At 53.9% G+C, this 23,881-nt stretch carries 16 protein-coding genes, 1 tRNA gene and 1 pseudogene; 12 read left to right on the top strand and 6 right to left on the bottom strand.

The genetic code is table 11. From position 1 onward, the window contains the following. Nucleotides 1–8 precede the first annotated feature (8 nt). Genes KK078_RS11920 through dnaG form a run of 3 tightly spaced genes read right to left on the bottom strand, consistent with a single transcriptional unit; the run spans nucleotide 9 to nucleotide 3,907 of the window. Nucleotides 9–683 carry a hypothetical protein gene (locus KK078_RS11920; protein WP_254090503.1) on the bottom strand — a complete coding sequence of 225 codons (675 nt, stop codon included), beginning with the start codon at nucleotides 681–683 and terminating at the stop codon, nucleotides 9–11. Next, nucleotides 680–1,906, bottom strand: a complete 1,227-nt coding sequence (locus KK078_RS11915; protein WP_254090502.1) for a bifunctional 3,4-dihydroxy-2-butanone-4-phosphate synthase/GTP cyclohydrolase II — start codon at nucleotides 1,904–1,906, stop codon at nucleotides 680–682. Before KK078_RS11915 ends, KK078_RS11920 begins: the two co-directional genes overlap by 4 nt. Before the next feature lie 54 nt (nucleotides 1,907–1,960). Next, nucleotides 1,961–3,907: a DNA primase gene (gene dnaG, locus KK078_RS11910; RefSeq protein WP_254090501.1), complete on the bottom strand. Its 1,947-nt coding sequence runs from the start codon at nucleotides 3,905–3,907 to the stop codon at nucleotides 1,961–1,963. Between the two features lie 160 nt (nucleotides 3,908–4,067). Between dnaG and KK078_RS11905 the strand changes: the two genes are divergently transcribed. From KK078_RS11905 to KK078_RS11880, 6 genes are all read left to right on the top strand, one after another. Continuing rightward, the gene (locus KK078_RS11905) at nucleotides 4,068–5,159 is read left to right on the top strand and encodes an Mrp/NBP35 family ATP-binding protein (protein WP_254090500.1); all 1,092 of its coding nucleotides are present in this window, start codon (nucleotides 4,068–4,070) and stop codon (nucleotides 5,157–5,159) included. 52 nt (nucleotides 5,160–5,211) lie between these two features. Next, entirely contained in the window at nucleotides 5,212–5,472 is a 261-nt protein-coding gene (locus KK078_RS11900; protein WP_254090499.1) for a NifU family protein, read from the top strand. Nucleotides 5,473–5,692: 220 nt separating this feature from the next. Further along, nucleotides 5,693–7,801, top strand: coding sequence for a M43 family zinc metalloprotease (locus KK078_RS11895; protein WP_254090498.1), 2,109 nt, complete (start codon nucleotides 5,693–5,695; stop codon nucleotides 7,799–7,801). Nucleotides 7,802–7,903: 102 nt separating this feature from the next. Next, entirely contained in the window at nucleotides 7,904–8,992 is a 1,089-nt protein-coding gene (locus KK078_RS11890) for a D-alanine--D-alanine ligase family protein (protein ID WP_254090497.1), read from the top strand. Nucleotides 8,993–9,016: 24 nt separating this feature from the next. After that, complete coding sequence (locus KK078_RS11885) at nucleotides 9,017–9,796, top strand: PASTA domain-containing protein (protein ID WP_254090496.1); 780 nt, start codon at nucleotides 9,017–9,019, stop codon at nucleotides 9,794–9,796. Continuing rightward, entirely contained in the window at nucleotides 9,796–11,796 is a 2,001-nt protein-coding gene (locus tag KK078_RS11880) for a T9SS type A sorting domain-containing protein (RefSeq protein WP_254090495.1), read from the top strand. The genes KK078_RS11885 and KK078_RS11880 overlap by 1 nt, the downstream gene beginning before the upstream one ends. Before the next feature lie 6 nt (nucleotides 11,797–11,802). Here KK078_RS11880 and KK078_RS11875 read toward each other — a convergent pair whose 3' ends face one another. Together KK078_RS11875 and KK078_RS30650 are read right to left on the bottom strand one after the other, a co-directional pair. Further along, nucleotides 11,803–13,050, bottom strand: a complete 1,248-nt coding sequence (locus KK078_RS11875) for a site-2 protease family protein (protein WP_254090494.1) — start codon at nucleotides 13,048–13,050, stop codon at nucleotides 11,803–11,805. Next, the gene (locus tag KK078_RS30650) at nucleotides 13,043–13,666 is read right to left on the bottom strand and encodes an HAD family hydrolase (protein WP_254090493.1); all 624 of its coding nucleotides are present in this window, start codon (nucleotides 13,664–13,666) and stop codon (nucleotides 13,043–13,045) included. The genes KK078_RS11875 and KK078_RS30650 overlap by 8 nt, the downstream gene beginning before the upstream one ends. Before the next feature lie 376 nt (nucleotides 13,667–14,042). On the opposite strand from KK078_RS30650, the gene KK078_RS11865 reads away from it, so the two are divergent. The 6 genes and pseudogenes from KK078_RS11865 (at nucleotide 14,043) to KK078_RS11845 (ending at nucleotide 21,190) form a co-directional block, all read left to right on the top strand. After that, nucleotides 14,043–16,487 carry an ABC transporter permease gene (locus KK078_RS11865; RefSeq protein WP_254090492.1) on the top strand — a complete coding sequence of 815 codons (2,445 nt, stop codon included), beginning with the start codon at nucleotides 14,043–14,045 and terminating at the stop codon, nucleotides 16,485–16,487. Nucleotides 16,488–16,596: 109 nt separating this feature from the next. After that, nucleotides 16,597–16,670 (top strand) — tRNA-Ile (locus tag KK078_RS11860). A gap of 295 nt (nucleotides 16,671–16,965) precedes the next feature. Continuing rightward, nucleotides 16,966–17,252, top strand: a pseudogene (locus tag KK078_RS30805) (transposase); the annotation flags it as partial. A 731-nt stretch (nucleotides 17,253–17,983) separates the two neighbouring features. Next, nucleotides 17,984–18,901: a tetratricopeptide repeat protein gene (locus KK078_RS11855; RefSeq protein WP_254090491.1), complete on the top strand. Its 918-nt coding sequence runs from the start codon at nucleotides 17,984–17,986 to the stop codon at nucleotides 18,899–18,901. A gap of 118 nt (nucleotides 18,902–19,019) precedes the next feature. After that, nucleotides 19,020–20,537 carry a family 43 glycosylhydrolase gene (locus tag KK078_RS11850; protein WP_254090490.1) on the top strand — a complete coding sequence of 506 codons (1,518 nt, stop codon included), beginning with the start codon at nucleotides 19,020–19,022 and terminating at the stop codon, nucleotides 20,535–20,537. A gap of 32 nt (nucleotides 20,538–20,569) precedes the next feature. Beyond that, on the top strand, nucleotides 20,570–21,190 hold the full coding sequence (locus KK078_RS11845; RefSeq protein WP_254090489.1) for a hypothetical protein: 621 nt from the start codon (nucleotides 20,570–20,572) through the stop codon (nucleotides 21,188–21,190). A gap of 1,697 nt (nucleotides 21,191–22,887) precedes the next feature. Here KK078_RS11845 and KK078_RS11840 read toward each other — a convergent pair. Next, a complete protein-coding gene (locus KK078_RS11840; protein ID WP_254090488.1) occupies nucleotides 22,888–23,619 on the bottom strand; it encodes a hypothetical protein in 732 nt (243 codons plus the stop codon). Nucleotides 23,620–23,881: the final 262 nt, after the last annotated feature.

The following is a 23,881-nucleotide window of genomic DNA, read 5'->3' as shown; positions in this document are numbered from 1 at the left end:
CGTGTCGGCTAGGTGCCGTATAGTGAATTGTAATAGGCTATTATTTTGGCAAAGTCGTACTTTTCGTCCACTTTCAGCCGGTTCGTCTTGATATATTTCTCCACGTCGTCTGCATTTTTTCCCATCAGGTCCAGCAGGTCGCGTTTGTCGCCGGTAAACTCTTCGATCTTACCGTTGTCGTCCATGAAGAAGTATTTGTAGACCAGCACCAGGCGGGACGACGCATAGTACGAGTACGGGTTGTTGTAGGTGCGGTACTCCAGTGCCTCGCGGGCGAGCAGTGTCATCTTGCCTTCTTCGAGCAGCTCAAAGAACACCGCCGACTTGTAGCCCGCGGGTGTATTAAAAGGCAGGGCAAAGAACTGACGGTAGCGATGCACCGTGTTATCAAAGATCTCGAAGAAGAGGACCTTCCGGGCGGAGTAGGCCACTACTTTCTGGCCACTGGCACCGTTGTATTGCAGCACATCCTGCTGCAGATCGTATTTCACAAGCCCCCGCAGCGTATCGCCCTCCAGCAGCACGATCTTGCCTTCGTGCCACAGCTCAAAGGGCCACTCCTGGGCGCGTACGCCCGACCAGGCGCAGAGCAGCATCAATACGGGAACGACACGCGTCAGCCGGGCGGCACGGGGTGCCGGTCTTTTCGGAAGGAGGCTGGCCGGTGATCGTTTTCCTGTCATTTAGTTTTTGATGTCCTCAATATAGTATGTCCGAGCTTGTCACGCTTCGTTAACAAATAACGTTCATTGTGCGGATTGGGTACAATTTCGATCGGAACATTATCCACAATTTCCAGACCATAGCCCATTAGTCCAACCCTTTTCTTCGGATTATTGGTGATGAGCCTGATCTTGGTGATGTTCAGGCTGCGAAGAATCTGGGCGCCAACGCCATAGTCGCGTTCGTCCATGTCAAAGCCCAGCTGCAGGTTGGCCTCTACCGTGTCGAGCCCCTGCTCCTGCAGCTTGTATGCCTTCAGCTTGTTGAGCAGGCCGATGCCCCGCCCCTCCTGCTTCATGTACAGCACCACGCCTTTTCCCTCTTGCTCCACAATTTCCATGGCCCGGTGTAACTGTGGTCCGCAGTCGCAGCGGCACGAGCCGAAGATATCGCCCGTAACGCACGACGAGTGCACGCGCACCAGCACGGGCTCGTCTTTTTCCCAGGTGCCTTTTACCAGGGCCATGTGTACGTCCTGGGTGTTGGTCTGCTCGAATGCCACCAGGCGGAAGTGCCCGTGCTCGGTGGGCATGTCTACTTCGATCTCGCGGCGGATGAGCGACTCCTGCTGCAGGCGGTATTCAATGAGATCTTTGATCGACACCAGCTTGAGCTTAAAGCGCTCCGCCACCTTTACCAGGTCGGGCAGGCGCGCCATGGTGCCGTCTTCGTTCATGATCTCGACCAGTACACCGGCCGGTTTAAACCCCGCCAGGCGGGCAAAGTCGATGGCCGCCTCGGTATGGCCACTGCGCCGCAGCACGCCGCCGCGTTTGGCCCGCAGCGGAAAGATGTGGCCGGGTTTGCCCAGCTCTTCGGGTTTTGTTTCCGGGTCCACCAGGGCACGGATGGTTTTGAACCGGTCGTGCGCGGAAATGCCGGTGGTGCAACCGTGGCCGATCAGATCGACCGACACCGTAAAGGGTGTTTCGAACGCCGCGGTGTTCTTACCCACCATCAGGTCCAGCCCCAGCTCTTCGCAGCGGTCTTCGATCAGCGGCGCGCAGATCAGGCCGCGGCCGTGGGTGGCCATAAAGTTTATGATCTCCGGCGTTACACACTCCGCCGCACAGATAAAGTCGCCCTCGTTCTCACGATCTTCGTCGTCTACCACGATAATCACTTTCCCGTTCTTGATCTCTTCCAGTGCCTCTTCGATCGTGTTCAGTTTGATCTGGTTCATAACAAAATCCCGTACTTGTAGGTGGTGAACAAAAAATTATATAGGTCTGTTCCGTTAGCTCGAGAAAACAATACCCAGCACGGCCGCCAGGTCTTTTTCAGCGCCTTTGAGCTGTTCAAAAATGGTGAAATGCTCTTCGAATTCTTCGTCTGTTTTTGCCTGCTTCATGTCCTGCACTTTACCTTCCATCATCCCCTGCACTTTATAAAGCTTTAATCGGATGACACAGGAATATACTGCGTCGTGAACGATTTCCTTTTCATCCGGAAAGAAAATGCTCTCGGCATTCCACCCTTTGCTGGCTTCGTGGCGACGGGTGGTCAGCTCGGCCACGATGTTTTTTATATCAGACGTGCCGTGTTCCATAAAATACATCGGGTCGATCACCTCGCCGTTGCGGTAGTTTTCCAGGAACGCGGTAAAGATCTCTTTATAGATATAGTTTTCAAATTCGACGTCTTCCAGCTCGGCCATCATATAATCGATAACCCGTACTTCAGGCTCAAAAGCCTCGTCTGCATAACATACCAACATGCGCACAGTCTCGCGTTCCAGGCGTTCGATCCTGGCGGCGATGCTGGTGGTGGACACCGGCTCGTCTTCGCCGGGTACGAACACCGGCGGCACGTCGTCGGGCGGTGGCCCCGGCATATTCCGGTTGCGGCCTTTCTCGGCCGGCGTTGTCTTCGCCCGTTCCGTTAACGTGATCTTGTTCAGCTCGGTCTGGAGGACAGCCTCCTGGATCTTCAGCAGCGTGCTGGTCTCCTGTATGTAGACCGACCGTTTGATGGGGTCGGGTATGAGCGAAATGCTGGTGACGATCTCGCGGATCGCCTCGGCGCGGCGGATCGGGTCGTGCCCCGATTCCTGGGCCAGCAGGTCGATCTTGAACGAGATAAAGTCCTTGGCGTGCTCCTTCAGGTACTGCTTCAGCTCCGTCTCGGGCATCTTGCGCGAGAAGCTGTCGGGGTCGTCGCCGTCGGGCAGCAATACCACGCGCACGTTGAGACCGCCCTTCAGCACCAGGTCGATGCCGCGCAGCGCCGCTTTGATGCCCGCCGCGTCGCCGTCAAACATCACGGTCACGTTCTCCGAAAAGCGGCGGATCAACTTGACCTGCTCTTCGGTGAACGCCGTGCCCGACGAGGCCACCACGTTGTCGATACCCGCCTGGTGCATCGACATCACGTCCGTATAGCCCTCTACGATGTAGCAGAAGTCTTCACGACGGATGGCATTCTTCGCCTGGTACATTCCATAGAGCACGTGGCTTTTGTGGTAGATGTCCGTCTCCGGCGAGTTGATATACTTGGGCTGATCTTTGTCTTTGGTAAGGATGCGTGCGCCAAAAGCAATGACCTTTCCCGACAGGTTGTGTACCGGAAAGATGACGCGTCCGCGGAAGCGGTCGTAGGAACGGCCGTCGTCGCGCACCACAATGAGCCCTGCTTTCGCCAGCAGGTCGCTGGTATAGCCAATGCCGAGCGCCTTTTTGCTGAGGTAGTCCCACTGGTCGAGGGTGTAGCCCAGCTCGAATTTTTCAATGGTGCGGTCGTTGAAGCCGCGTTCGCGGAAGTAGCTCAGGCCGATGCCGCGGCCGTCGTCGGTGTTGAACAGCAGGTCCTTGAACTGGTCCTTGGCGTAGTTCATGAGCCCGTAGAGGCTGTCGCGCTCGGTGTATTGCGATTGTTCTTCGGCCGTCCGCTGGTGGTCTTCCTTCAGGTCGATGTTGTAGCGCTTGGCCAGGTAGCGGAGGGTCTCCACATAGCTCATGCCCTCGTGCTCCATCACGAACGTGATGGCATCGCCGCCTTTGCCGCTGCTGAAGTCTTTAAAGATGCCTTTGGAAGGAACGACGTAAAACGACGGGGTCTTCTCGTTCGAGAACGGGCTTTTGGCCTTGTAGTTCTGTCCCGAACGTTTCAGGGTGACAAAATCGCCCACCACATCCACAATATCCAGTTTGCTCCGGATCTCGTCTATCGTTTCACGGCTGATCATGCTGGTCGGTTCGCTCCGGCCTGTAGAAAATTGGGTGAAGCGAGGCCGGGGTCAAAGATACTAATCAATGATTCAAGGGGCGCCCGTCGGGGAAAACAATTTTCGTACTAATTTGCGGCGGTTTTGAGACTTTTTTGATGATTTAGCTGTTTCCACAGACATGAGTTTTTCCCAATCCGATATTTTAAAAGCCCTTTCGACGGTAGACGATCCCGACCTGAAACGCGACCTGGTAAGCCTGGGCATGATTAAAGACCTGAAAGTCGATCCCCGCAAGGTGAGCTTTACGGTGGTATTGACCACGCCGGCCTGTCCGCTGAAAGAAAAGATCCGCCAGGACTGTGTGGACGCCGTAGAAGCCGTGATCGGCCCGGACGTTGCCCTCGACATCACCATGACCGCGTCCGTCACCACGCTGCGCGACAACGCGCCGCTGCTGCCGGGGGTAAAAAATATCATTGCGGTCGCCTCGGGCAAAGGGGGCGTGGGCAAATCTACCGTCACGTCCAACCTGGCCGTGTCGCTGGCCAGGGCCGGCGCCAAGGTGGGCCTGATCGATGCCGACATCTACGGCCCTTCGGTGCCCACCATGTTCAACTGCGAGCACGAACAGCCCGCGGTGAAACAGGTCAACGGCCGCAACATCATCATTCCCATTGAGCAATACGGTGTAAAGCTGATCTCGATCGGCTTTCTGGCACCGCCCGATAGCGCCGTGGTGTGGCGCGGCCCGATGGCCAGCTCCGCGCTGAAGCAGTTCTTCAGCGACGCCGACTGGGGCGACCTGGACTACCTCCTCATCGACCTCCCTCCCGGCACCAGCGACATTCACCTCACCATGGTGCAGACCGTGCCCGTGACCGGCGCCGTGATCGTGACCACCCCGCAAAAAGTGGCCCTGGCCGACGTGAAAAAGGGCATCGGCATGTTCAAACAGCCGCAGATCAATGTGCCGATCCTGGGCATTATCGAGAACATGGCCTACTTCACGCCCGAAGAGCTGCCCGATAACAAATATTATATCTTCGGAAAAGACGGCGGCAAGAACTTAGCGGCGCAATATCAGGTTCCTCTGTTAGGGCAGATTCCCCTGGTGCAGGGCATCCGCGAAAGCGGCGACAGCGGCCTGCCCGCGGCCCTGAAAGACGGGCCGATGGCGGAAGCCTTCCAGACGCTGGCGGAAACGCTGGCGCGCCAGGTGGCCATCCGCAATGCCGGCCAGCCTACGCAACTGACGGAAGTTGCAGGATAACCGCACGAAAGTAGTACCTTTACATCATCCAGCAGGCAGAACAAACAACCCGATGAATACCATTAGCGACCTCACCCAAAAGATTGAAGATTCTCTGAATTCCATTCGTCCCTACCTGGAGGCGGATGGCGGCAACGTGAAGATCCACCAGGTCACCGAAGACCACGAGGTTCAATTGGAGTTTATCGGTGCCTGCGGCAGCTGCCCCATGTCTACCATGACATTTAAAGCCGGGGTGGAAGAAGCCATTCGCAAAGCCGTGCCCGAAGTGCGTTCGATCAAGGTGATCAACCTCACGCCCGTCGGACACTGATCCTGCGCGCGTCCCGCTCCCTTTTTCAGCCGTAGCAGAAAAGACGCCGGTCGTCTAATTTCCGGTCAACTATCCGGCTCCGGCATCGGCCGTTCGGGTTACTCTTAGTATCTTGTAACCATTAACAATGGCACGTTGCTGAACGCTTAACTCTGTGAAGGCCTTACCCGTATTACAATCCTGCCTCAGGTGGTCGACATCGTTCGGTTGCCTCCTCCTTGTGTTTTTTACATTCGATCTCCAGGCACAGCAACGCTGCGCCACGGTGGAGTATGAGCAAAAGCTGGTCCTGGAAAAGAAGCTTCCGGAGAAACGCGACTTCGAGTCGTGGCTGCAGCGCAAGACTAAACAGCGCTCCACCCTGCGCACAGAGGCGTCTACCTATCACATCCCCGTCGTCGTACACATCGTTCACAACGGCGAGCCCGAGGGTGTCGGCAGTAACATCTCCGACGAGCAGGTCCTTTCGCAGATCGCCGTGCTCAACAAAGACTATAATCGCCAGAATACCGATGCCGACCAGACTCCGGCGGATTTTGCCGGCGTGGCCGGCAGCATCGCCGTGGAGTTTGTCCTGGCGCGTCAAACGCCCGAGGGCCTTCCCACCAACGGCATCGTGCGTGTAAAGGGTTCGAAGTCCACCTGGACGATCAACGACAACAGCCAGCTGAAAGCGCAAAGCTTCTGGCCGTCGGAAGACTACCTCAACATCTGGGTGTGCCGCCTGTCGGGGTACCTGGGCTATGCGCAGTTTCCGGTCTCCGACCTGCCCGGCCTGGAAGAGTACCAGGGTGAGCTGGCGAGCACCGACGGTGCCGTGTTCAGCTATACCGACTTTGGCTCGTCGTTCGAAGGCTACGGCACGTTTGCCGGGCTCGACCCGAAGTATAACCGCGGCCGTACCGCCACCCACGAGGTGGGCCACTTTCTGGGCCTGCGGCATATCTGGGGCGACATCGATAACTGCGGCGGCACCGACTACGTGGCGGACACCCCGCCGCAACGCACCGAGACATACAACTGCCCCAGCCACCCGCTGTCACCCACGGCCAGGTGGTGCAACGGCGAAGCGCCCATGTTTCAGAACTACATGGACTATACCGACGATGCCTGCATGAACCTGTTCACACAGGGGCAGATCGGCCGCATGGTCACGGTGCTGGAAAACAGCCCGCGGCGCAAGTCACTGCTCTCATCGCATGCGCTGCTCGAACCCAACCCCGTGCCGAACAACGTGGCGTTGACAGCCATAGTCGACCTGCCCACCATCTCGTGCGATGCCACCCCCACCCCTACACTGCGCATTACCAACCGCGGCACAGAACCTCTGACATCCTTTAACCTGTTATACAGCGTCAATGACGGCACGCCCATCATCCGCTCGTTCACCGGCCTGAACCTGGCCACCGGCGCGCAAATGGATGTGACCGTATCGGGCCTCACGCTCACCCTGCGCGAAAATGAATTATACTTTGAGCTGACCGAGCCCAACGGCGTGGACGATGAAGATCCGTACAACAACAGCCTGTCGCAAAAGACCTTCTGGGACGAGACCACCGGCAGCATTCCCATGCGGGTGAATTTCGACGATCTGCCCGATACCGGCTGGACCTTTGCAAACTCCGGCAGCGACCACAATTGGGAGTACGTTAAAACCTCCAACAGTAACGCCGCCGACGCTACCGACAACGGCGCGGTCTATTTCAATGCCTACAACAACGCGCTGCTGTCAGACCGGGCGTGGTATGTCAGCCCGGTCATGGACTTTTCGCATACCGCGAGGGCCACGCTATTCTTTGACTGGTCGTATCGGCGTCGCGGCACAGCGCAGGCCGACTACGTAACCGTCATGGCGTCTTCGGATTGTGGTACGACGTTTACCGCGCTGACAGATATACTGCTGGCCACCGCTGAAATCCGAGCGACAGCCTGGGCCCCCACGGCGGCCGGCGACTGGAGTACCCTGTGGGTTAACCTCGACGCCTACGCCGGACAAGAAAACGTGCGTCTGGCCTTTGTCTTTACCAACGGCAACGGCAACAACTTCTACCTCGACAACATCAACTTCTTCGTGCCGCAGCCGTTCACGCTGTACCCCAACCCTGCCAGCGACAATTTCTACATCGCCTTCAACTTCCAGGATGCCACCAATGCCTCCATTGAAGTGGTCGACGCCCTGGGCAAACTGGTGCGTCAGGAATCGTTGGCCGATGCCCGCAACCAGGATTATGCAGTGCCGGTAGATACCCTCCGACCAGGCGTATACGTGGTGCGTGTCCGTACCTCCAGCCAGGTGTGGACCACCCGTTTTGTGCGGAGCGGCCAATAGCCCCCGTAGCCCGGCAAAAAGGCGAGAAAACTGCCGGTTCCGGCTTTCGGTGAGCCATAATGCGCAGGGTTTCATTATCTTTCGGCAATAAACATTTTTTGAATGCCTAAAAAGAAGAAAGTAGCCATTCTCTATGGCGGCCGGTCTGTTGAGCACGGCGTCTCCATCAATTCAGCCCGCAACATTTTTGAATACATCGACAAGAACAGATACGAGCCCCTTCCCATCGGTATCAACCTGCAGGGACAGTGGTTTCTGACCAGCGGCGTGAGCAAAGACATCGCCAAAGACGGCCAGGCACTGGCACTTTCTCTCAACCCGGGCAAACCCGAGTTTATCATCCTCAAAACCGGCAAACGCTTTCAGGCCGACATCGTCTTCCCGGTGCTGCACGGCACCGACGGTGAAGACGGCAGCATTCAGGGCCTGGTAAAAGCCATGGACCTGCCCATGGTCGGCACGGGCGTGACCGGCTCGGCCATGTCCATGAGCAAGATCGTGTCCAAGCGCCTGCTCAAAGAAGCCGGCCTGCCCGTCACGGACTTCCTCACCTTCCGCTACGACGAGAAAGACAAGTTTACCTTCAGCAAAATCGCCAAACAGCTTGGCGCCCCCTTCATGGTAAAGGCGGCCAACCTCGGCTCGTCCGTGGGCGTGTCGAAAGTAAAAACGCAAAAGGATTTTAAGCAGGCGCTTGACGACGCCTTCAAATATGACAATGAAGTAATTGTCGAAGAGTATATCTCCGGCCGCGAGATCGAGTGCGCCATCCTGGGCAATTATCCGCCGGAAGCGTCTTACCCGGGCGAGGTGGTGATCAGCGACAAGTACGAGTTCTATACTTTCGACGCCAAGTATGTCGACCCCGATGCCGTACGCATAGACGTGCCCGCCAAACTTTCCAAGCCGGTGGCCGAAAAGATCCGCAAGGCTTCTGTTAAAGCGTTCGAAGCGCTGAACTGCGAAGACTTCTCTCGCGTCGACCTGTTCCTCGACAAAAAGGGCAAGGTATATGTCAACGAGATCAACACCATCCCGGGCTTTACCAACTCGAGCATGTACCCGGTCATGTGGAAAGAGCGCGGTGTGAGCTTCGCGAAGCTTATCACCCGGCTGCTCACGCTTGCGCAGGAACGGTACGATCGCGGCAAGCGCATTGAACGCGATTTCAAATCGTCGCTCAAATTCTAGTCGTATAGTTATATTCCAGAATACATGAATTTCATCTATAAGAAGTACGGTCGTAATACCCTTGGCGGCATCCTGATTACCATCTTGCTGGCGCTGATCATTGTAATTATCCTGATCGTACTATTTTTCTTCGTTTACCTGCCGCGCGCCACCAACCACGGCGAGACCATCACGGTGCCTAACATCGAAGGTATGACGATCAGCGAGCTGGACAATTTCCTGACGAAAGATCTGCGCTATGAGGTGAACGACTCGTCGTACTCGTCGGAGCATCCGCCGCTGGCCGTGTTGAAACAATTCCCGCACGCGGGCGCCAAGGTAAAAGAGGGGCGCAAAATCGATATTTCCGTGAATCGCATCAATCCGCCGACGGTGCCGGTACCGAACCTGGTAGACGGCTCGGTCGTAAACGCCGACGCGGTGCTGCAAAGCAATGAGCTGAAGCGCGGCCGCATCGAGCTGGTGCGGGGTGCCTTTAATGTCGTGAAGGAAATGAAATACAAGGGCGCGCACGTCGAGCCCAATGTGCGGGTGCCGAAAGGGTCGGTGATCGACCTGGTGGTCATGGATGGTCACGGCGGCAGCTTCGCGGTGGACAACCTGGAAGGCCGGGAATGCGACGAAGCCCTTTTTTACATCCGCGGCGCCGACCTGATCCCGGAAGTGGAGCTGGTGGAAGACACCGTCGGCATTGTACCTGTAGTATTGAAACAAAAACCCGCGGGCGGAGAGATTGTTAAGTTCGGTGATATCGTTAGGGTATGGATAGGCAAAGAAGGAACCGAACCGCCTGCAGACGAATAATGATGACAAAACGATGTACCGTACTCCCCGGGCCCGCGCGGCCTGCTCGCACCATGCGCACGGGCACAGCCCTGACGCTGTTGCTGCTGTGTTTGCTGACCACGGCCTCGTGGGCCCAGCTTACCCGGCAACCCCTGCCGCGCACGCAGCCACGCCCGTTGCAGTCCGCCCGTATCGCACCGCAGGTGCTCGATACAATGGCGCTGCCCTTCTGGGAGGACTTCTCGTTTACGGTCATCGATGAACGCGACACCAATTACATTTCAGGCTACCCGCTGGACTCCCTGTGGTTCAAGAGTAAAAGTGTACGCGTCAGCAACGGCGGCTGGAATGCCCCCTCGCTGAACGTGGCCACGTTCGACGGCCTGGACGCACTCGGTATACCCTACTCCAACGACAACATGCTGAACGGCTTTCGCGACACGCTGATGTCGCATGCCATTGACCTGTCGGCGGTGCCGACGGCCCAGCGCAACACCGTATTCCTGAGCTTCTTTTACCAGTGGCAGGGCCACGGCGAGCCGCCGGACGAAGCCGACTACCTGCAGCTGCAGTTCAAGAACATCGACGGATTCTGGGAGACCGTGATGCGCATCCAGACGAAAGACACCTTCCAGCCGGATGTGTTCTACGACACGATCATCGGCATCACCGCCGAGAAATACTATCACGAAGGCTTTCAATTCCGCTTTCAGAACTATGGCCGCAAGTCCGGCCCGTTCGATACCTGGAACCTCGACTATATCTACCTCGCCGACGGCCGCGCGCTGAACGACGACTCGTTCCCCGAACGCGCCATTGCCTCGCCCGCCACGCAGCTGTTCGGTCAGTATTACGCCGTGCCGATCCAGCACTTCCGCGAGAATAAAAAGACCATCGGCCCCGTGGAGTTCGACGTGCAGAATATGAAGAACCAGTCGTCACCGATCTCGATCGACTATTCCGTCACCGGCACGTTTTGGAATTATACCGGCGGCGTGGCGACACCGTATGTAACATCGTTGGGAAGCCGTGGTGTCAAAGGCAGTGCCGGGGGTATCCTGAGCCCGTTCGAGCGCGTGCGGTCGAGTGTTATTTATGACGCCTCCCTCGACATCAAGAACCTGCCCGATACGACAGATGCCGCGCAGTTCGACCCCACGGCCGATTCCACCCGCATCAAGCTCACCTTCCGCATCACCGGCGACGACTCCGATCCGCAAGCCCCCGGCTTTGCCCCGGTAGACTTCACCGTGAACGATACCCTGTCCGTTACCTATTGGCTACGGGACTATTATGCCTACGACGACGGCACCGCGGAATATTCCGCCAAAATGACTTCGCCCGACAACAAGGTGGCCTATGCATTCGACCTTCCCGCCGGGCAGCTCGATACGCTGGCAGGCTTTTATGCCTACTTCCCCGCATTCGGGCTCACGGGCAGCCGCACGGCGGACTTTACCATCTACGGCGATACCGATGGCCTGCCCGACAACGACAAGATCTTATATGTCATTCCCGGCAAGACGCTCCAGCGCCGGGGCGTAAATGAGTTCCAGCGGATCGATATACCCGAGGTCGTACTGGTGCAGGATCGCTTCTACATAGCCTTTGGCAGCTCCGTGGCGGCCCTCGGCCTGGACATCAGCCAGGACACACACGATAAGATATTCGATTACATCAACCAGATCTGGGAACCCAACGACCGCATCACCGGCAGCCTGATGATCCGCCCCATCTTTGGCAAAGGCCCTCCGAACCCCGTCACGGGCATTGATCCCGACGAGACTGCCACACCGGTACATTGTTATCCCAACCCCAGCAACGGCACCTTCTACCTCGACAGCCGCCACCACCAGGTGATGCGCGTGATCAGCATCACCGGCCAGCCGATCGGCTTCGACACCGAGGTGAAAGCCGACGGTCAGCAGATCACCTTACGCCAGCCGGCGCCGGGTATGTATATACTCCAGCTTCGCCACGGCGACAGCTTCTATTCGCAAAAGATATTGGTGCGGTGATCCGGTCTATCGTCCCAGCGTGGCCAGCTGCAGCGGCGCCGGGCTGAACGATATGACAAACACCAGCAGCGAGATCCATCCCAGGATCACGCGTTTGGTATCGAGCGGCTCCTCGATCTCGGAAGGCGGATGTTGCACGCCCACAAAGCGGCTTACGATAAACGCGAAGAACAGCCAGCCGGGATACCCATCGATGGCGGGAAATATCCACGTCAGTAACACCTGTACGGCAAACATCAGCACGGCGTACATGCCCCGGTTCCGTTTACTTCCGCCCAACGCCGCAAAGCAGACGTAGTAGAAGAACATCAGCGCCACGCTGTAAAGCACCATGAGGGGAAGCCCGTCTTTCGGTGTACCGATCCGGATCACCCCCAGGCCGGCATAAAACAACAACGCTATAAACGCCACCGAGGCAATCCCGAAGTGCGTTCTCCAGCCAAACAGGCCGTACGTTATGTGTCCTCCATCCAGCTGCCCGATCGGCAGCAAGTTGAGGCTCGTAAAGAAAAGGGCAAAGAACCCGGCCAGCAGCAGCGGGTAATGCATCAGCTCGTGCGGGTTGGGGATCCGCGATGTATCGTCTACGAATACCTTGCAGATCTCGAACAACAACGTCGAGCCCACCCGCACATCCGTCACGCCTACGTTCTCCAGGGCTTCCTGGAACTCAGCGTCGGTCAGGTTCAGTTTTTCCTGGTGCTGTTTGAGCTGCTCCTGCGCATACTTCACCACAAACTCGTTGGTATAAACACTGTCGGCGTAGTGGATCCCGAATTTTTTATACTCGGGGTGAAATTGGAATACATAGTCGGCTGGCGGCAGCGTGGCAAACCCGTAGACAATGACCGCCAGCGCCACCACGAACCCGGCCAGCGGCCCCGCGATGCCGATATCGAAATGCTGGCGGTTATTGCGCACGCGGTCCTGCATGCGGATGACAGCGCCCATCGTGCCCGGCGACAGGAATATACCGGGCGGAAAGGGAATATAGTACGGCAGCGTCGACCGGATCTTGTTATACATCGCCGTGAAGTAGTGGCCGAACTCGTGCACGGTCAGGATCAGGAGAAAGGGCACGGAGAACTTCATGCCGTTCACAAAGTCGGCCCAGGTATACTCGGCGTTCCAGCCGTACCCCAGCATCCAGAGGGATTTACCATATACCCATTCCGCTCCGGCCAGGGTGGTGGTGATAAAGGTTACGATAAACAATCCGGTCTGGATCAGGATTCTGCGGCGTTCCTCAGGCATGGAAATAATCGATTATCAGATCGGGGGTAATGACGTGCACGGTTTGAATGCCCAGCTTGCGGGCTCCGGCAATATTTTCTGCGTTGTCGTCCAGGAACAACGTTTCGTGCGGCTGGAAATTATTCTCGTGCAGCACTTGCTCAAAGATCTCGGCATCGGGCTTGCGCTTGTGCATGCGGTGCGAGTAGTACGTGCGGTGGAAGTAGGGATCGAGCGACCGCTCGCCCGGCGGCAGCAGGCGCGTGTTGATATACTCCAGGTGGATGTTGTTGGTGTTGCTCAGCAGCACTGACTGGTACTGCTCCTTCAGGCGCAGCAGCAGCTGCAGCTTGTTCAGCGGCAGGCCGCGCAGCATGGCATTCCAGGCGGCGTCCAGCGCGGCGTCGTCTGCCTGTACCGGGTACGTGTCGCGCACAAAGGCACGAAAGCCCACGTCGTCGATCAGGCCCTTCTCGTACGCCACAAATCCTTCGGACGTGACAAACCGTTTTGTCACCTCGGATTTGTCCAGCCCCGAAATATTGGCAAATGCCTGAAGTGTATGTTCGACGGAAAGATCCAGGATGACACCACCCAGATCGAAAATGAGGTTTTTAACGGAAGATTCCTGCGCCACAAATGCTGGTTTGACGATTCAGTGCCAAAGATGTGATAATACCCCCCCTTTTCAAAGGATCGTCTGATGATCGGCCGCCCGGCAAAACAGCAAATCCGCTGTTCTTTGCTGAAAAATCCTGGTTTTGCAGCAACAGACCGCTTCAAAATCTATCCGACAGAGCGCAACATCGGTCAGGTTGAGTACATGTCTACGAAATGGCTTACGCGGCACGAGGCCACACAGGCTGTCCGTTTCCGAGTCACCGCGGTTCAAATCCGCACAAGGCGTTTTACGCTGGCCGCTGTTTTTCGGCGCCAGGGGCAATCCCTTGCATGGCACCGTTCTTGCCGCCAGAGTTGCACGACCGAAGTCTCGGAAACCTAATCCTCTTGCCATGTTTAAAAACTACTTCAAGATCGCGTGGAGAAACCTGGTCCACAACAAAAGCTTTTCCAGCATCAACATCGTCGGCCTCTCCATCGGCATGACCTGCTGCCTCATCATCTTTCAATACGTAGCGTTTGAATCGGGCTTTGACCAATTCCACCAAAAGAAAGAGAACCTCTACCGCGTCGTGCAAACCTACGTGCGCAACGGCGAGGTGATGGGCACCGGCGCCTACACGGCACAGGCGCTGACGCCCGCGCTCAAAGAAGGAGTGCCCGAGATCGCAAACGTCACGCGCGTGCATTCCGAAAATGCGATTGTTGTGAACGCCGCCGCGCCCGACAAGGTGTTCGAAGAAGACAAGGCGCTGTATGTCGATGCGGCGTTCCTGCAGATGTTCTCCTTCCCGCTCGTATCCGGAAGCGCAGAGCGTGCCCTTGCTCCCGGCACGGTGTTGTTGTCGGAGACTGCCGCGAAGAAATATTTCGGCGAGAGCCCAGCCATAGGCCAGTCGCTGGAGGTAACGGGCAACATCGAAAAGACCTTTACCGTCTCGGGCGTGTTCCGCGACGTTCCCGCCAACTCCCATTTACAGTTTGATATGCTGCTGCCCGTGGACGATCTGTTGAAAGGCGAAGATTATGCGAACGAGCCCGAAGGAGGCTGGAGCTGGAACAACTTTACCACCTATATCGAGCTTCATCCCGGCGCAGACCACACGGTAGTGAATCACAAGATGACCGATGTATATATGAAGTATCGCGGCGATTTTCTGCGTCAGCAGGGTGCGTCGGCAGCCTTCCGCGGCCAGCCACTGTCCGACATCCACCTGAACTCCGATATCAACGGCACCGACAACATCGTTGCCGGAAGCTATAAAACAGTATACTTCTTCCTGGTCATCGGACTGATCACGCTGGTGATCGCGCTCGTGAACTATATCAACCTGGCCACCGCCCGGGCGCTCAACCGCTCACGCGAGGTCGGCGTGCGCAAGGCCGTCGGCGCCAAACGGCAGCAGTTGGTGATCCAGTTTTTATATGAGTCGGCTTTCACCAATGTGTGCGCCCTGGTCATTGCGCTGGCGCTTACGTCGATGCTGCTGCCCGTGGTGAACAGTATTGCCGAAACGCAGCTGGCCGTCGACCAGTGGCTCGAGCCGCGCTTCCTGCTGGCGCTCGGCAGTACACTGCTGGCGGGCACCCTGCTGGCAGGGCTTTACCCGGCCTTTGTGTTATCGTCGTTCCGGCCGGCTACTGCGCTCAAGGGCAAAAGCTCCTCGCTGTCGGCGCACTTCTGGCTCCGCAAAGGGCTCGTGATCGTTCAGTTCGCCGCCTGCATCGTCTTGATCGCCGGCACAGCGATTGTCTATAACCAGCTCGACTTCATGCGCAGCCTCGACCTCGGCCTGAACCTCGAGCAGGTGATGGCCGTGCAGGCACCCCGCGTACTTCCCGCCAACGCCGACCGCGGTTCCGCCATGCAAACCTTCCTGACCGAGCTCCGGCAGATGCCGGGCGTGCAGCAGGCCGCCATGTCGTCGTCCCTCCCCGGCAGCGGCTTTAACTGGAATGGCGCTTCCATCCGCAAAGCCACCGACGATCCTTCCGATGCCCTGCGCGGCGTAGCCACCTACATCGACTCGGCGTTCGCACCGCTCTATGGCCTGCGGCTTGTCGCCGGAAAAGACTTTGGCCATGTCACCGCACAGGAAGACGGCGAAGGCTCACCTTGGCTGGTGATCGTTAACGAAACGGCCGCTAAAAACCTGGGTTACTCCTTCCCCGCCGCCGCGGTGAACGAGCTGCTCGACATCGGCGGAAACGAGGCCCGCATCATCGGCGTCTATAAAGACTTCAGCTGGTCGTCGGCCCACCAGGCGCAGCAGAACATCGTCTTTGGCCGCACGCTCGCCGGCAGCCAGGTATCGGTGCGGCTGGCCACAAAAGATCTTGCCGGTGTGATGGGCAGGATCCAATCGGCTTACACCGCCATGTTCCCCGGCAACCTGTTTCGCTACAACTTCGTGGACGAGACCTTCGACCTGCAGTATCGCAACGACCAGCGCTTCGCCAGCCTCTTCAGCATCTTTGCCGGCATGGCCATCTTTATTGCCTGCCTGGGCCTGTTCGGGCTCGTAGCGTTCACTGCGCAGCAGCGCACGAAGGAGATCGGCATGCGCAAGGTACTGGGGGCTTCTGTCGCAGGCATTGTGGCATTGCTGAGCAAGGATTTTCTGAAGCTGGTGGTCGTGGGGTTTGTGCTGGCGGTGCCGGTGACGATCTATGTCATGAACCAGTGGTTGACGAACTTTGCCTACCGCACGGAGATCGGTGTGGGCATTTTTATGCTGTCGGGAGCGCTGGCCATGCTGATTGCGCTGGTTACGGTCAGCTGGCAGTCGTTTAAGGCGGCGGTGGCGAACCCGGTGAAGAGTTTGAGGAGCGAATAGGAATGGACTCTGGCGGAACAGAAGTCGCTAAAAATGACCGGTGCGAATGTTGCGGAATAGAAAAAAACGTTAATTTTGGCGTCCTTTCAGGATTATACGTCCGAAAGAAGGGCCCATAGCTCAGCTGGTTAGAGCACCTGACTCATAATCAGGGGGTCGCTGGATCGTGCCCAGCTGGGCCCACGAGGTCCCGATGAACATCGGGACCTTTTTTTATACCTTATGTTTTACGATTTCACGAAATAGCTCAGTTGCTTACCCCGATAGCTATCGGGGCTGACTCATAATCAGTAGGTCGCCGGATCGTGCCCGGCGGGGCCCACAGCGAAAAGAGGCTGTCTCAAAAGGGGCAGCCTCTCTTATTTGAGTTAGGGCAAAAAAAAGAAGAAGACCGAGGTCCTCTTCTTAGTGCAAGGCGTTATCTTGCTTTTGTGATAACTAAATCAAAAGTAATCTTTAAAGATTACGCTCCCAATCAAACTGCCGACGATGCCCTTTAAGAGATGTATGCCATGAGCAAAAAGGCAATCGCCAGGTTGAAATCAATCATAGACTACGAAAACTTAAACGCCAAGCTGATGCCCGCTTAAAAAGCCAAGAGGGTATCGCTTATCGCAAACGCCGCCCGGCGGATATAGAACCCGTGTTTGCTAACATCAAGCACAATAAAAACTTCAAGCGTTTTATGCTCCGAGGCCTTCCGAAGGTCGAATAGAGACCGGATTACTTGCTATCGCCCACAATCTGGCAAAAATGGCGGCGTAAGCTGTCGCCTTCTTTTTAATCTCTAAAAAAACTCGCTCCCAAACCCACAAAAACAAAAAGAGGGCATCTCGACTTTTGAGACGCCCTCTTTTGCTTTTAAGCCTGGCGTACCGAAATAAATACCGCCCTTGTATCTTTACTCAGCCCACACACGAAGTACGCCCGACATTCACGCGCTTTACTCAGGCAATATGCTTGACAAGCATCACTTTTACCCGAGCCCTCCGGGTGTAGCGGTAACTGGTAAACTTTCTAGGCTTCAGTTATTCATAGGCGATTATGATGGAAGAATGAAATATCAATAAGCATGAGCAAGGAAAAACGAAAATTGCACTTATTCAGGCGCTATCTAAGAAATATAGAACTGCTTTGTGAGAATCCTCAGTATAACCGTGACGCGCTAAAGGATATCGTTATCTGCCCCATATGTATGATGGCTTTTAATGAATCAGACGTTAAGAAAAATAATAGCAAAAATTTCCTAACGATCGAGCACGTGCCACCCCAATATATGGGTGGAAGGACGGAAGTTCTGACATGCTATAAATGCAACAACCTTTTCAGTGAATTCGACAAAGAACTTCTATACGGACCTCATCTACCTGACTCCGACATCGTCACATGGAAGGCAAAGTTGAAATCAGATGAAGGTATATTTGGCGCTGTCGTTGTTAGAAAATAATCACTATTTTTTATCCGCGCCATAGCATATACACAAACAGGCAAGGCTCATGAACAGAGTAGTTTTACAATTTACAGTATCAATCGTATTCTTTTGTTGCCCGACAAAAGAGAATAAAGCGCAAACAATGACAAGATATTTTACGCACGAGGAATTCGTATCGAACTTCCAAAAAGAAATGGTATCAGCTCAGGACGTGTATAACCAATTCAAGAAAAACGGACTGACCGACAACGCACTGGGGACTTTCGACATCGTTTACATTTCAGATTCAAAAAAGAAACTTGATTCACTGGGAGGATTTCTGACGCAGAATTATGGATTTAAAATGAAATCTTCGGCGAAAGCTGGCGACCATTGGGAAATGGCAGGAGACACAAAACCTATTCCTGTTGACCTTGAGAATCTTCTTTATTGGGCATTGGACTTGTATGTGAAGGGATTTGCATTTGATTGCCGCCTGGATGGATATGGCGCGATGATGGACCACAGGAAACCGGAGTTTCTTAAAATGGACCCTACCCTGGAAGTTCATTATTTCAAGGCAGGACTTGATGCATATAATAAAAGGGATCTTGGGTCCGCCATTATTAATTGGACACTTGTAACGAAAATTAATCCTAACGACCCAAACGCATATTATTCAAGAGCTATCGCAAAGAATGAATTGCACACATGGAAGTCAGCGCTTAGAGACTACGATAAGGCAATTGAGCTGGCCCCGAACTTTGTTGACGCCATTGTGAATAGAGCCGCCCTAAAAGATAACAACGGAGATTACAAAGGCGCAATGGAAGACTATAACAGGGCTATTGAATTGAAAACCGATAATCCCGTGGCCTATTTCAACAGAGGTAACACCCATCTTAACCTCGGTGACAAGAAGCTGGCATGTGCCGACTGGAGCAAAGCAAAGGAACTGGGATCACAATCGGCAGACGAAAGGATGAAAGAACACTGCCACTAATCAGTCTCAACGTTCGTGCTCCATGCTCCACGCCCGCGGTGACCGCCAATTTCAAACACCCCGGCCTTTAAAAAGCCGGCAAAATCTTTTAGCTTAGGGCTGTCTAACCCCCGTTCTCATGTATTCTCTCATAACCAAGGTATATTGCGCGTGGCTGCTGGCCCTTAGCCTGCCGGTTGTTTCCTGCCTGGCGCAAGGCGCGCCGACGGCAGTCGTACCCGGCGATTTTGCCGATCCGTCGGTGATCCGGGCAAACGGCCAGTATTATGCCATCGCCACCTCGTCGGAGTGGGCGCCGTATTACCCCATCTACCGTTCCACGAACCTGACCGACTGGACACCCCAAGGGTATCTGTTCGATGTAAAACCCGCGTGGACCACGGGCTCCTTCTGGGCACCGGAATATTTTGTTCACCAGGGCACCTATTATGTTTATTATACGGCACGCCGCGCGTCCGACAACGTCTCCTGCATCGGTGTGGCTACCTCGCAACATCCCGACCACGGCTTTGTCGACCGCGGCATCGTCGTCGACTTTGGCAAGGAAGCGATCGACGCTTTTCTCTACAACGACAACGGCCAGCTGTACATCACCTTTAAAGCCTACGGGCTCGACCAACGGCCCATCGAGCTGCTCGGCAGCAAGCTCAGCGCCGACGGCCTGAAGCTCGAGGGTGACGTGTTCTCGCTCCTGCGCGACGACGAGCGCATCGGCATGGAAGGACAAAGCCTCCTGAAGCACGGCGACTACTACTACCTGTTCTATTCGGCCGGCGCCTGCTGCGGGCAGGCGTGCAGCTACCATGTACGCGTGGCCCGAAGCCGCAGCCTGCAGGGCCCCTACGAAAAATATGACGGCGACGCGCTCCTGGCCGACCAACCCGATTGGAAATGTCCCGGGCACGGCACGTTCGTACAGGCCGACAACGGTAGCCTATACTATCTTTACCACGCCTACAACCGCCGCAGCCACGTCTTTACCGGCCGCGAGGGCATGCTCGCACAACTTTCCTGGAACGCGAACGGCTGGCCGTCGCTGACGCCCGTCGACAAACACCTGCCGCTCCAAAACATCACCGACGACTTTTCCGGCCCCTCCGTCGCACCCCACTGGCAATACGACTTCCGGCACACAACAACCCGCATCACCCAACGCAAAGGCAAACTCCGCCTGACCGGCACCACCGGGCCCGGCAACAACACCGGTGTGGTGGCGACGGTGCGGCCCCGCTCCGGCGCATTCGAGCTGGAAGCGACCGTAACGAATCAAAACGATGCATTAAAGGGACTGGTATTTTACGGCGATGCTGGCGCGGCCATCGGCATCGGTGTGCGCGGCCATGCCGTAGAGTTTTGGCAAGTAAAAGACAATGTGCGCACCGTAGTGGACAGCACCACATTGCATGCCGCCGGGGGGAAGAACCTCCGGCTAAAGTTTGTCGTGCTGGGCAACGGATTATGCCAGGCGTACTATGCCCGCCCGGGCAAGGAATGGAAAGCACTGGGAGCCGGAGTACCTGTACCGGTAGCGCATCTGCCGCAGTGGGACCGGAGTCCGCGCGCCGGGTTACATTTTCAAGGTCCGGCAAATCAGTGGGCGCGGTTCGACGATTTTGTGATGCGGCCCCGCCAATAGTTTATTGGCCCCACTTGAGAATTGAAAACATTATGATTTCTAAAGTTCTGAAAATACTCGCCATACTTTTCGGGGTCGCTCTGCTCGCACTGATAGGCGTGATCATTTTTGTAGCGTATGTATTCAGGGATTTTGACAGACCACCGCCCCGGACAAAAGAGCACCTCGGACGCTGGTATAAAAAATTCGATCAGCTATACCCGGATTCAACCATCCTTCACATTGCAGAGGATTTGGAGTACATGAATGATATTTTTAGAAGAGTTCCCGATCGTTATGACATCATGCTTACACACGCAGGTTATGGCCATATAGGCGATAGATTGTATTACAAAAACTGTCTGAGTGGTCGTCGCTACCTTCCACCCACCCAATGCAACATCGATAGTGTATTCGAAGGAGATGAGTTAAATGTTTTTCTACAGAAAGTAAAGTTCCTGAAAGAACATCACATTACGGCTTATAGCGGGCCCGATTTGGTCTTTAACGGCAACTTTCATTTGGATATCGCCGACTACCAGAACCGCAGCGATATGCGCTTTTTCGCCCGCGAGATAGGTACGGATACCGCTCTTCTCCGCCGGACCGAGTGGGTTATTCTCGATAACCGGTGCGGTCTGCTGTTGATCGGATCAAAACATTCCTGGGACTAAATTCCGGTGCGGACGTTACTGTTCCGGCATAGCGACATTATTCGGTCATACAGATACTGTACTGTTCGATTGAAACGTCATTACCCTCTGATTATGAAGCGATATTTCTATTCGTCCCGTTACCTGCCGCGTTGGCATGCAACACCTTAAAAACTGGCATCTACCATGATGCCCGACACGGAGATGTTTAAACGAGACTTTCTTCGTCGATCCGGACCTTTTTTTACTGCTTCTCTTCCTTTACCGGTCGATCAAACATTAGCGCGCCCCCTCAATCGATGTTAAGAAAGCATGTTAAGAAATGCCGAGTTCTGCATTCTGACACCACCGAAATCCGCGTTTTCTCCAATTAAAGAGATTTGACAGATAGGTTGAACATTTTTTGAACATGTGCATTCATATTAGTTCTTCGTCAAAATTGCTATTGGAAAAAGGGCAGCCAACGTTCGCATCTAAAGCGTGCACAGCCAAAATGATAACTATTTATTAATATATCTGCCGGCATGATTTATATGCACGTTGCGCGTAGCTTTTTTTATCTCAATCTGTTATTAATGTCTTGTCCCGACTGCGCTCCCAGGATTATAAATTCTCTCTTCTTACCATCTCGCGTCTTAACATAAACCTTGCCGTCATGCGGATAATATCCCATCCCCCGCTTTTTTTTTGTCGTAAGCGGTCTCGACAATGTCCGACTTGTTGATTCTGAAATTGGAGTGGTTAGCTTCTAGAAAGTCATGAGATCTCAAATCTATGCCTTTAATGCCCTCAATATATTTCGCGTTGATGTAGGAGTATGGATTTTGAAGATTCCCGTCAACTGTCAGAGGTAACAAATTCACCAAGGGGTCACTGCTGTCAGTCCCTATTAGTCCGTGTACTTTAATTCCAATCAACTGGTCGTCCGTTATCAAGACTAAAAAAGTCCTGTTTAAAATCAACCAGTAATACTCCATTGCCACAAAAAATGATTGACGGAAGTGAACTCAAATTCGCCTATTCTCATTGTCCTTTTTGGTTTGCTTACTATGTAGAGTATCGTCCCGAAATTACCACACCACTCGAATATATGCAATAGCGTATATTTTCTTATATCATGAATCGCTGACACGCCCCTTCGGCACAACTCAATTATGAGTTTCTTATAGTAACGTTCTAGCCCTCTATGTTTTTCATTCTTGTTCGCGTTCACAATGCCGTCTTAAAAATTGTTATAACGTTCGCATAAAGCATGCCGGTAACCAAAATTATTTTTACTCATCAACACTACCGGCATATTTTATATGCATTGTTAGTAGCCGCCGTCCCATCTTTCTTCTTATAATGTCAATTGGCGTCTCAAAGGTCTCCATTCTCTTCAAGTATTGTTTCTCTTGTTCTGTTAGCTCAACAAAACCGGCACCGAGAATATTTTCAAATTCCCTGCCGATGGCGACAAGTTAAAAATCGATTATGTCAATTCCATGGCTGCCGCATGCCTGGCATACAAGTCTAAACTGCTTGAGAAACTCAGGTATGAGAACCTTACTGACAACAGGATGTGATTCCTTTCTTATTTTTCATTGTACTGTGTTAAAGGTAGTGACTTTTGAAACCATCGATTGACCTGGTCAATCGTACCTTTACACAGTTAGTTAGACGCTACCAAAACCTGCATTTAAACGTGTTCCTCCAAGACCCACATTGTTCCGGTAGTTTTATTCAATCCACAATTCTTCTGATTTCTTGATCACCCAATGTTCATGTTCCTTTTGTAAAAGGGATCTCATGCCAGTACTTGCCAATCGGTAATCAATCACTGCGCTTTTTAAATCTCTTGAAAGATATATTGCAAATATTTCAGGCTGTGTAATTATCGTTGTCCAATCGATTTTTAGTGTCGTCCGTATCCTTTCTTCAAGAAACTCAGTTTTAGGATTAACAGGCCCTTGCTCACGAAAGCATTCCTCGTCTAAAAATCTCTTCAATGCGTCCTCATATTCAGGCAAGAGGTACAGAGTTGTGGCTTGATTAAAAATAGTTTGTGGCCTAAAATTAAATATCGTGTCGGGACAATCTACTTGGTCTTTCAAAGAGTCTAAATTGTCGACAACTTTGAACGGTACTTTATTCTGAATTACAATGTACTTCGTATCAGTGAACCACGACCGATCTTCCCATGCTTCCCACCCATAAAATCTGAAGCTAAGTGGTTGAAAGAAATCGTGGTGGATTTGATAAATAGTTTTTTCCATTCCAGTAAGCATTGTAACAACTTTCCCCTTGCTCCTTGACGCCCTTTCCCAAGTATCCATGAATGAATCAAAACTATACTTTAACCGTCCCTGGTAGAGAGTATTCAATTCTTTGTAAATGTCCTTGTGTTGCCCAACTACAGGGGAAGTAGTTAAGAAGAGTAGAATCAAAGTAAGGGGTCTGAAGATGTCCATAAAATTACGGCCTAGGTTTAGCTATGCGTGCCGACCTACCAAAAATAACGAAATTAAATGTCAGCTGATGCCGGCGATTACATACACATTGTTATGATGCGTTTTCTATTCCTAATTTAAATTGAAAGACTTGCATTTAGGACAAGTCTGATTTTCCCCTTCCAGTTCATCATAGTTGCATCTGTTACAACGCCCGGATTCATTAATATGGATCGCAAGCATTTTTGAATCCATTAAGTCGAAACGAGTAATCTCCCTTATT

Origin of the sequence: Dawidia soli (genome assembly GCF_018598185.1) — a bacterium.
Classification (GTDB): domain Bacteria; phylum Bacteroidota; class Bacteroidia; order Cytophagales; family Cyclobacteriaceae; genus Ohtaekwangia; species Ohtaekwangia soli.
This window is presented reverse-complemented; position numbering and strand designations above follow the sequence as displayed.

Coding starts and splice junctions, on each gene's coding strand:
- KK078_RS11920 (WP_254090503.1), bottom strand. CDS start 683: ATGACAGGAAAACGATCACCGGCCAGCCTCCTTCCGAAAAGACCGGCA.
- KK078_RS11915 (WP_254090502.1), bottom strand. CDS start 1,906: ATGAACCAGATCAAACTGAACACGATCGAAGAGGCACTGGAAGAGATC.
- dnaG (WP_254090501.1), bottom strand. CDS start 3,907: ATGATCAGCCGTGAAACGATAGACGAGATCCGGAGCAAACTGGATATT.
- KK078_RS11905 (WP_254090500.1), top strand. CDS start 4,068: ATGAGTTTTTCCCAATCCGATATTTTAAAAGCCCTTTCGACGGTAGAC.
- KK078_RS11900 (WP_254090499.1), top strand. CDS start 5,212: ATGAATACCATTAGCGACCTCACCCAAAAGATTGAAGATTCTCTGAAT.
- KK078_RS11890 (WP_254090497.1), top strand. CDS start 7,904: ATGCCTAAAAAGAAGAAAGTAGCCATTCTCTATGGCGGCCGGTCTGTT.
- KK078_RS11885 (WP_254090496.1), top strand. CDS start 9,017: ATGAATTTCATCTATAAGAAGTACGGTCGTAATACCCTTGGCGGCATC.
- KK078_RS11880 (WP_254090495.1), top strand. CDS start 9,796: ATGATGACAAAACGATGTACCGTACTCCCCGGGCCCGCGCGGCCTGCT.
- KK078_RS11875 (WP_254090494.1), bottom strand. CDS start 13,050: ATGCCTGAGGAACGCCGCAGAATCCTGATCCAGACCGGATTGTTTATC.
- KK078_RS11865 (WP_254090492.1), top strand. CDS start 14,043: ATGTTTAAAAACTACTTCAAGATCGCGTGGAGAAACCTGGTCCACAAC.
- KK078_RS11855 (WP_254090491.1), top strand. CDS start 17,984: ATGAACAGAGTAGTTTTACAATTTACAGTATCAATCGTATTCTTTTGT.
- KK078_RS11850 (WP_254090490.1), top strand. CDS start 19,020: ATGTATTCTCTCATAACCAAGGTATATTGCGCGTGGCTGCTGGCCCTT.
- KK078_RS11845 (WP_254090489.1), top strand. CDS start 20,570: ATGATTTCTAAAGTTCTGAAAATACTCGCCATACTTTTCGGGGTCGCT.
- KK078_RS11840 (WP_254090488.1), bottom strand. CDS start 23,619: ATGGACATCTTCAGACCCCTTACTTTGATTCTACTCTTCTTAACTACT.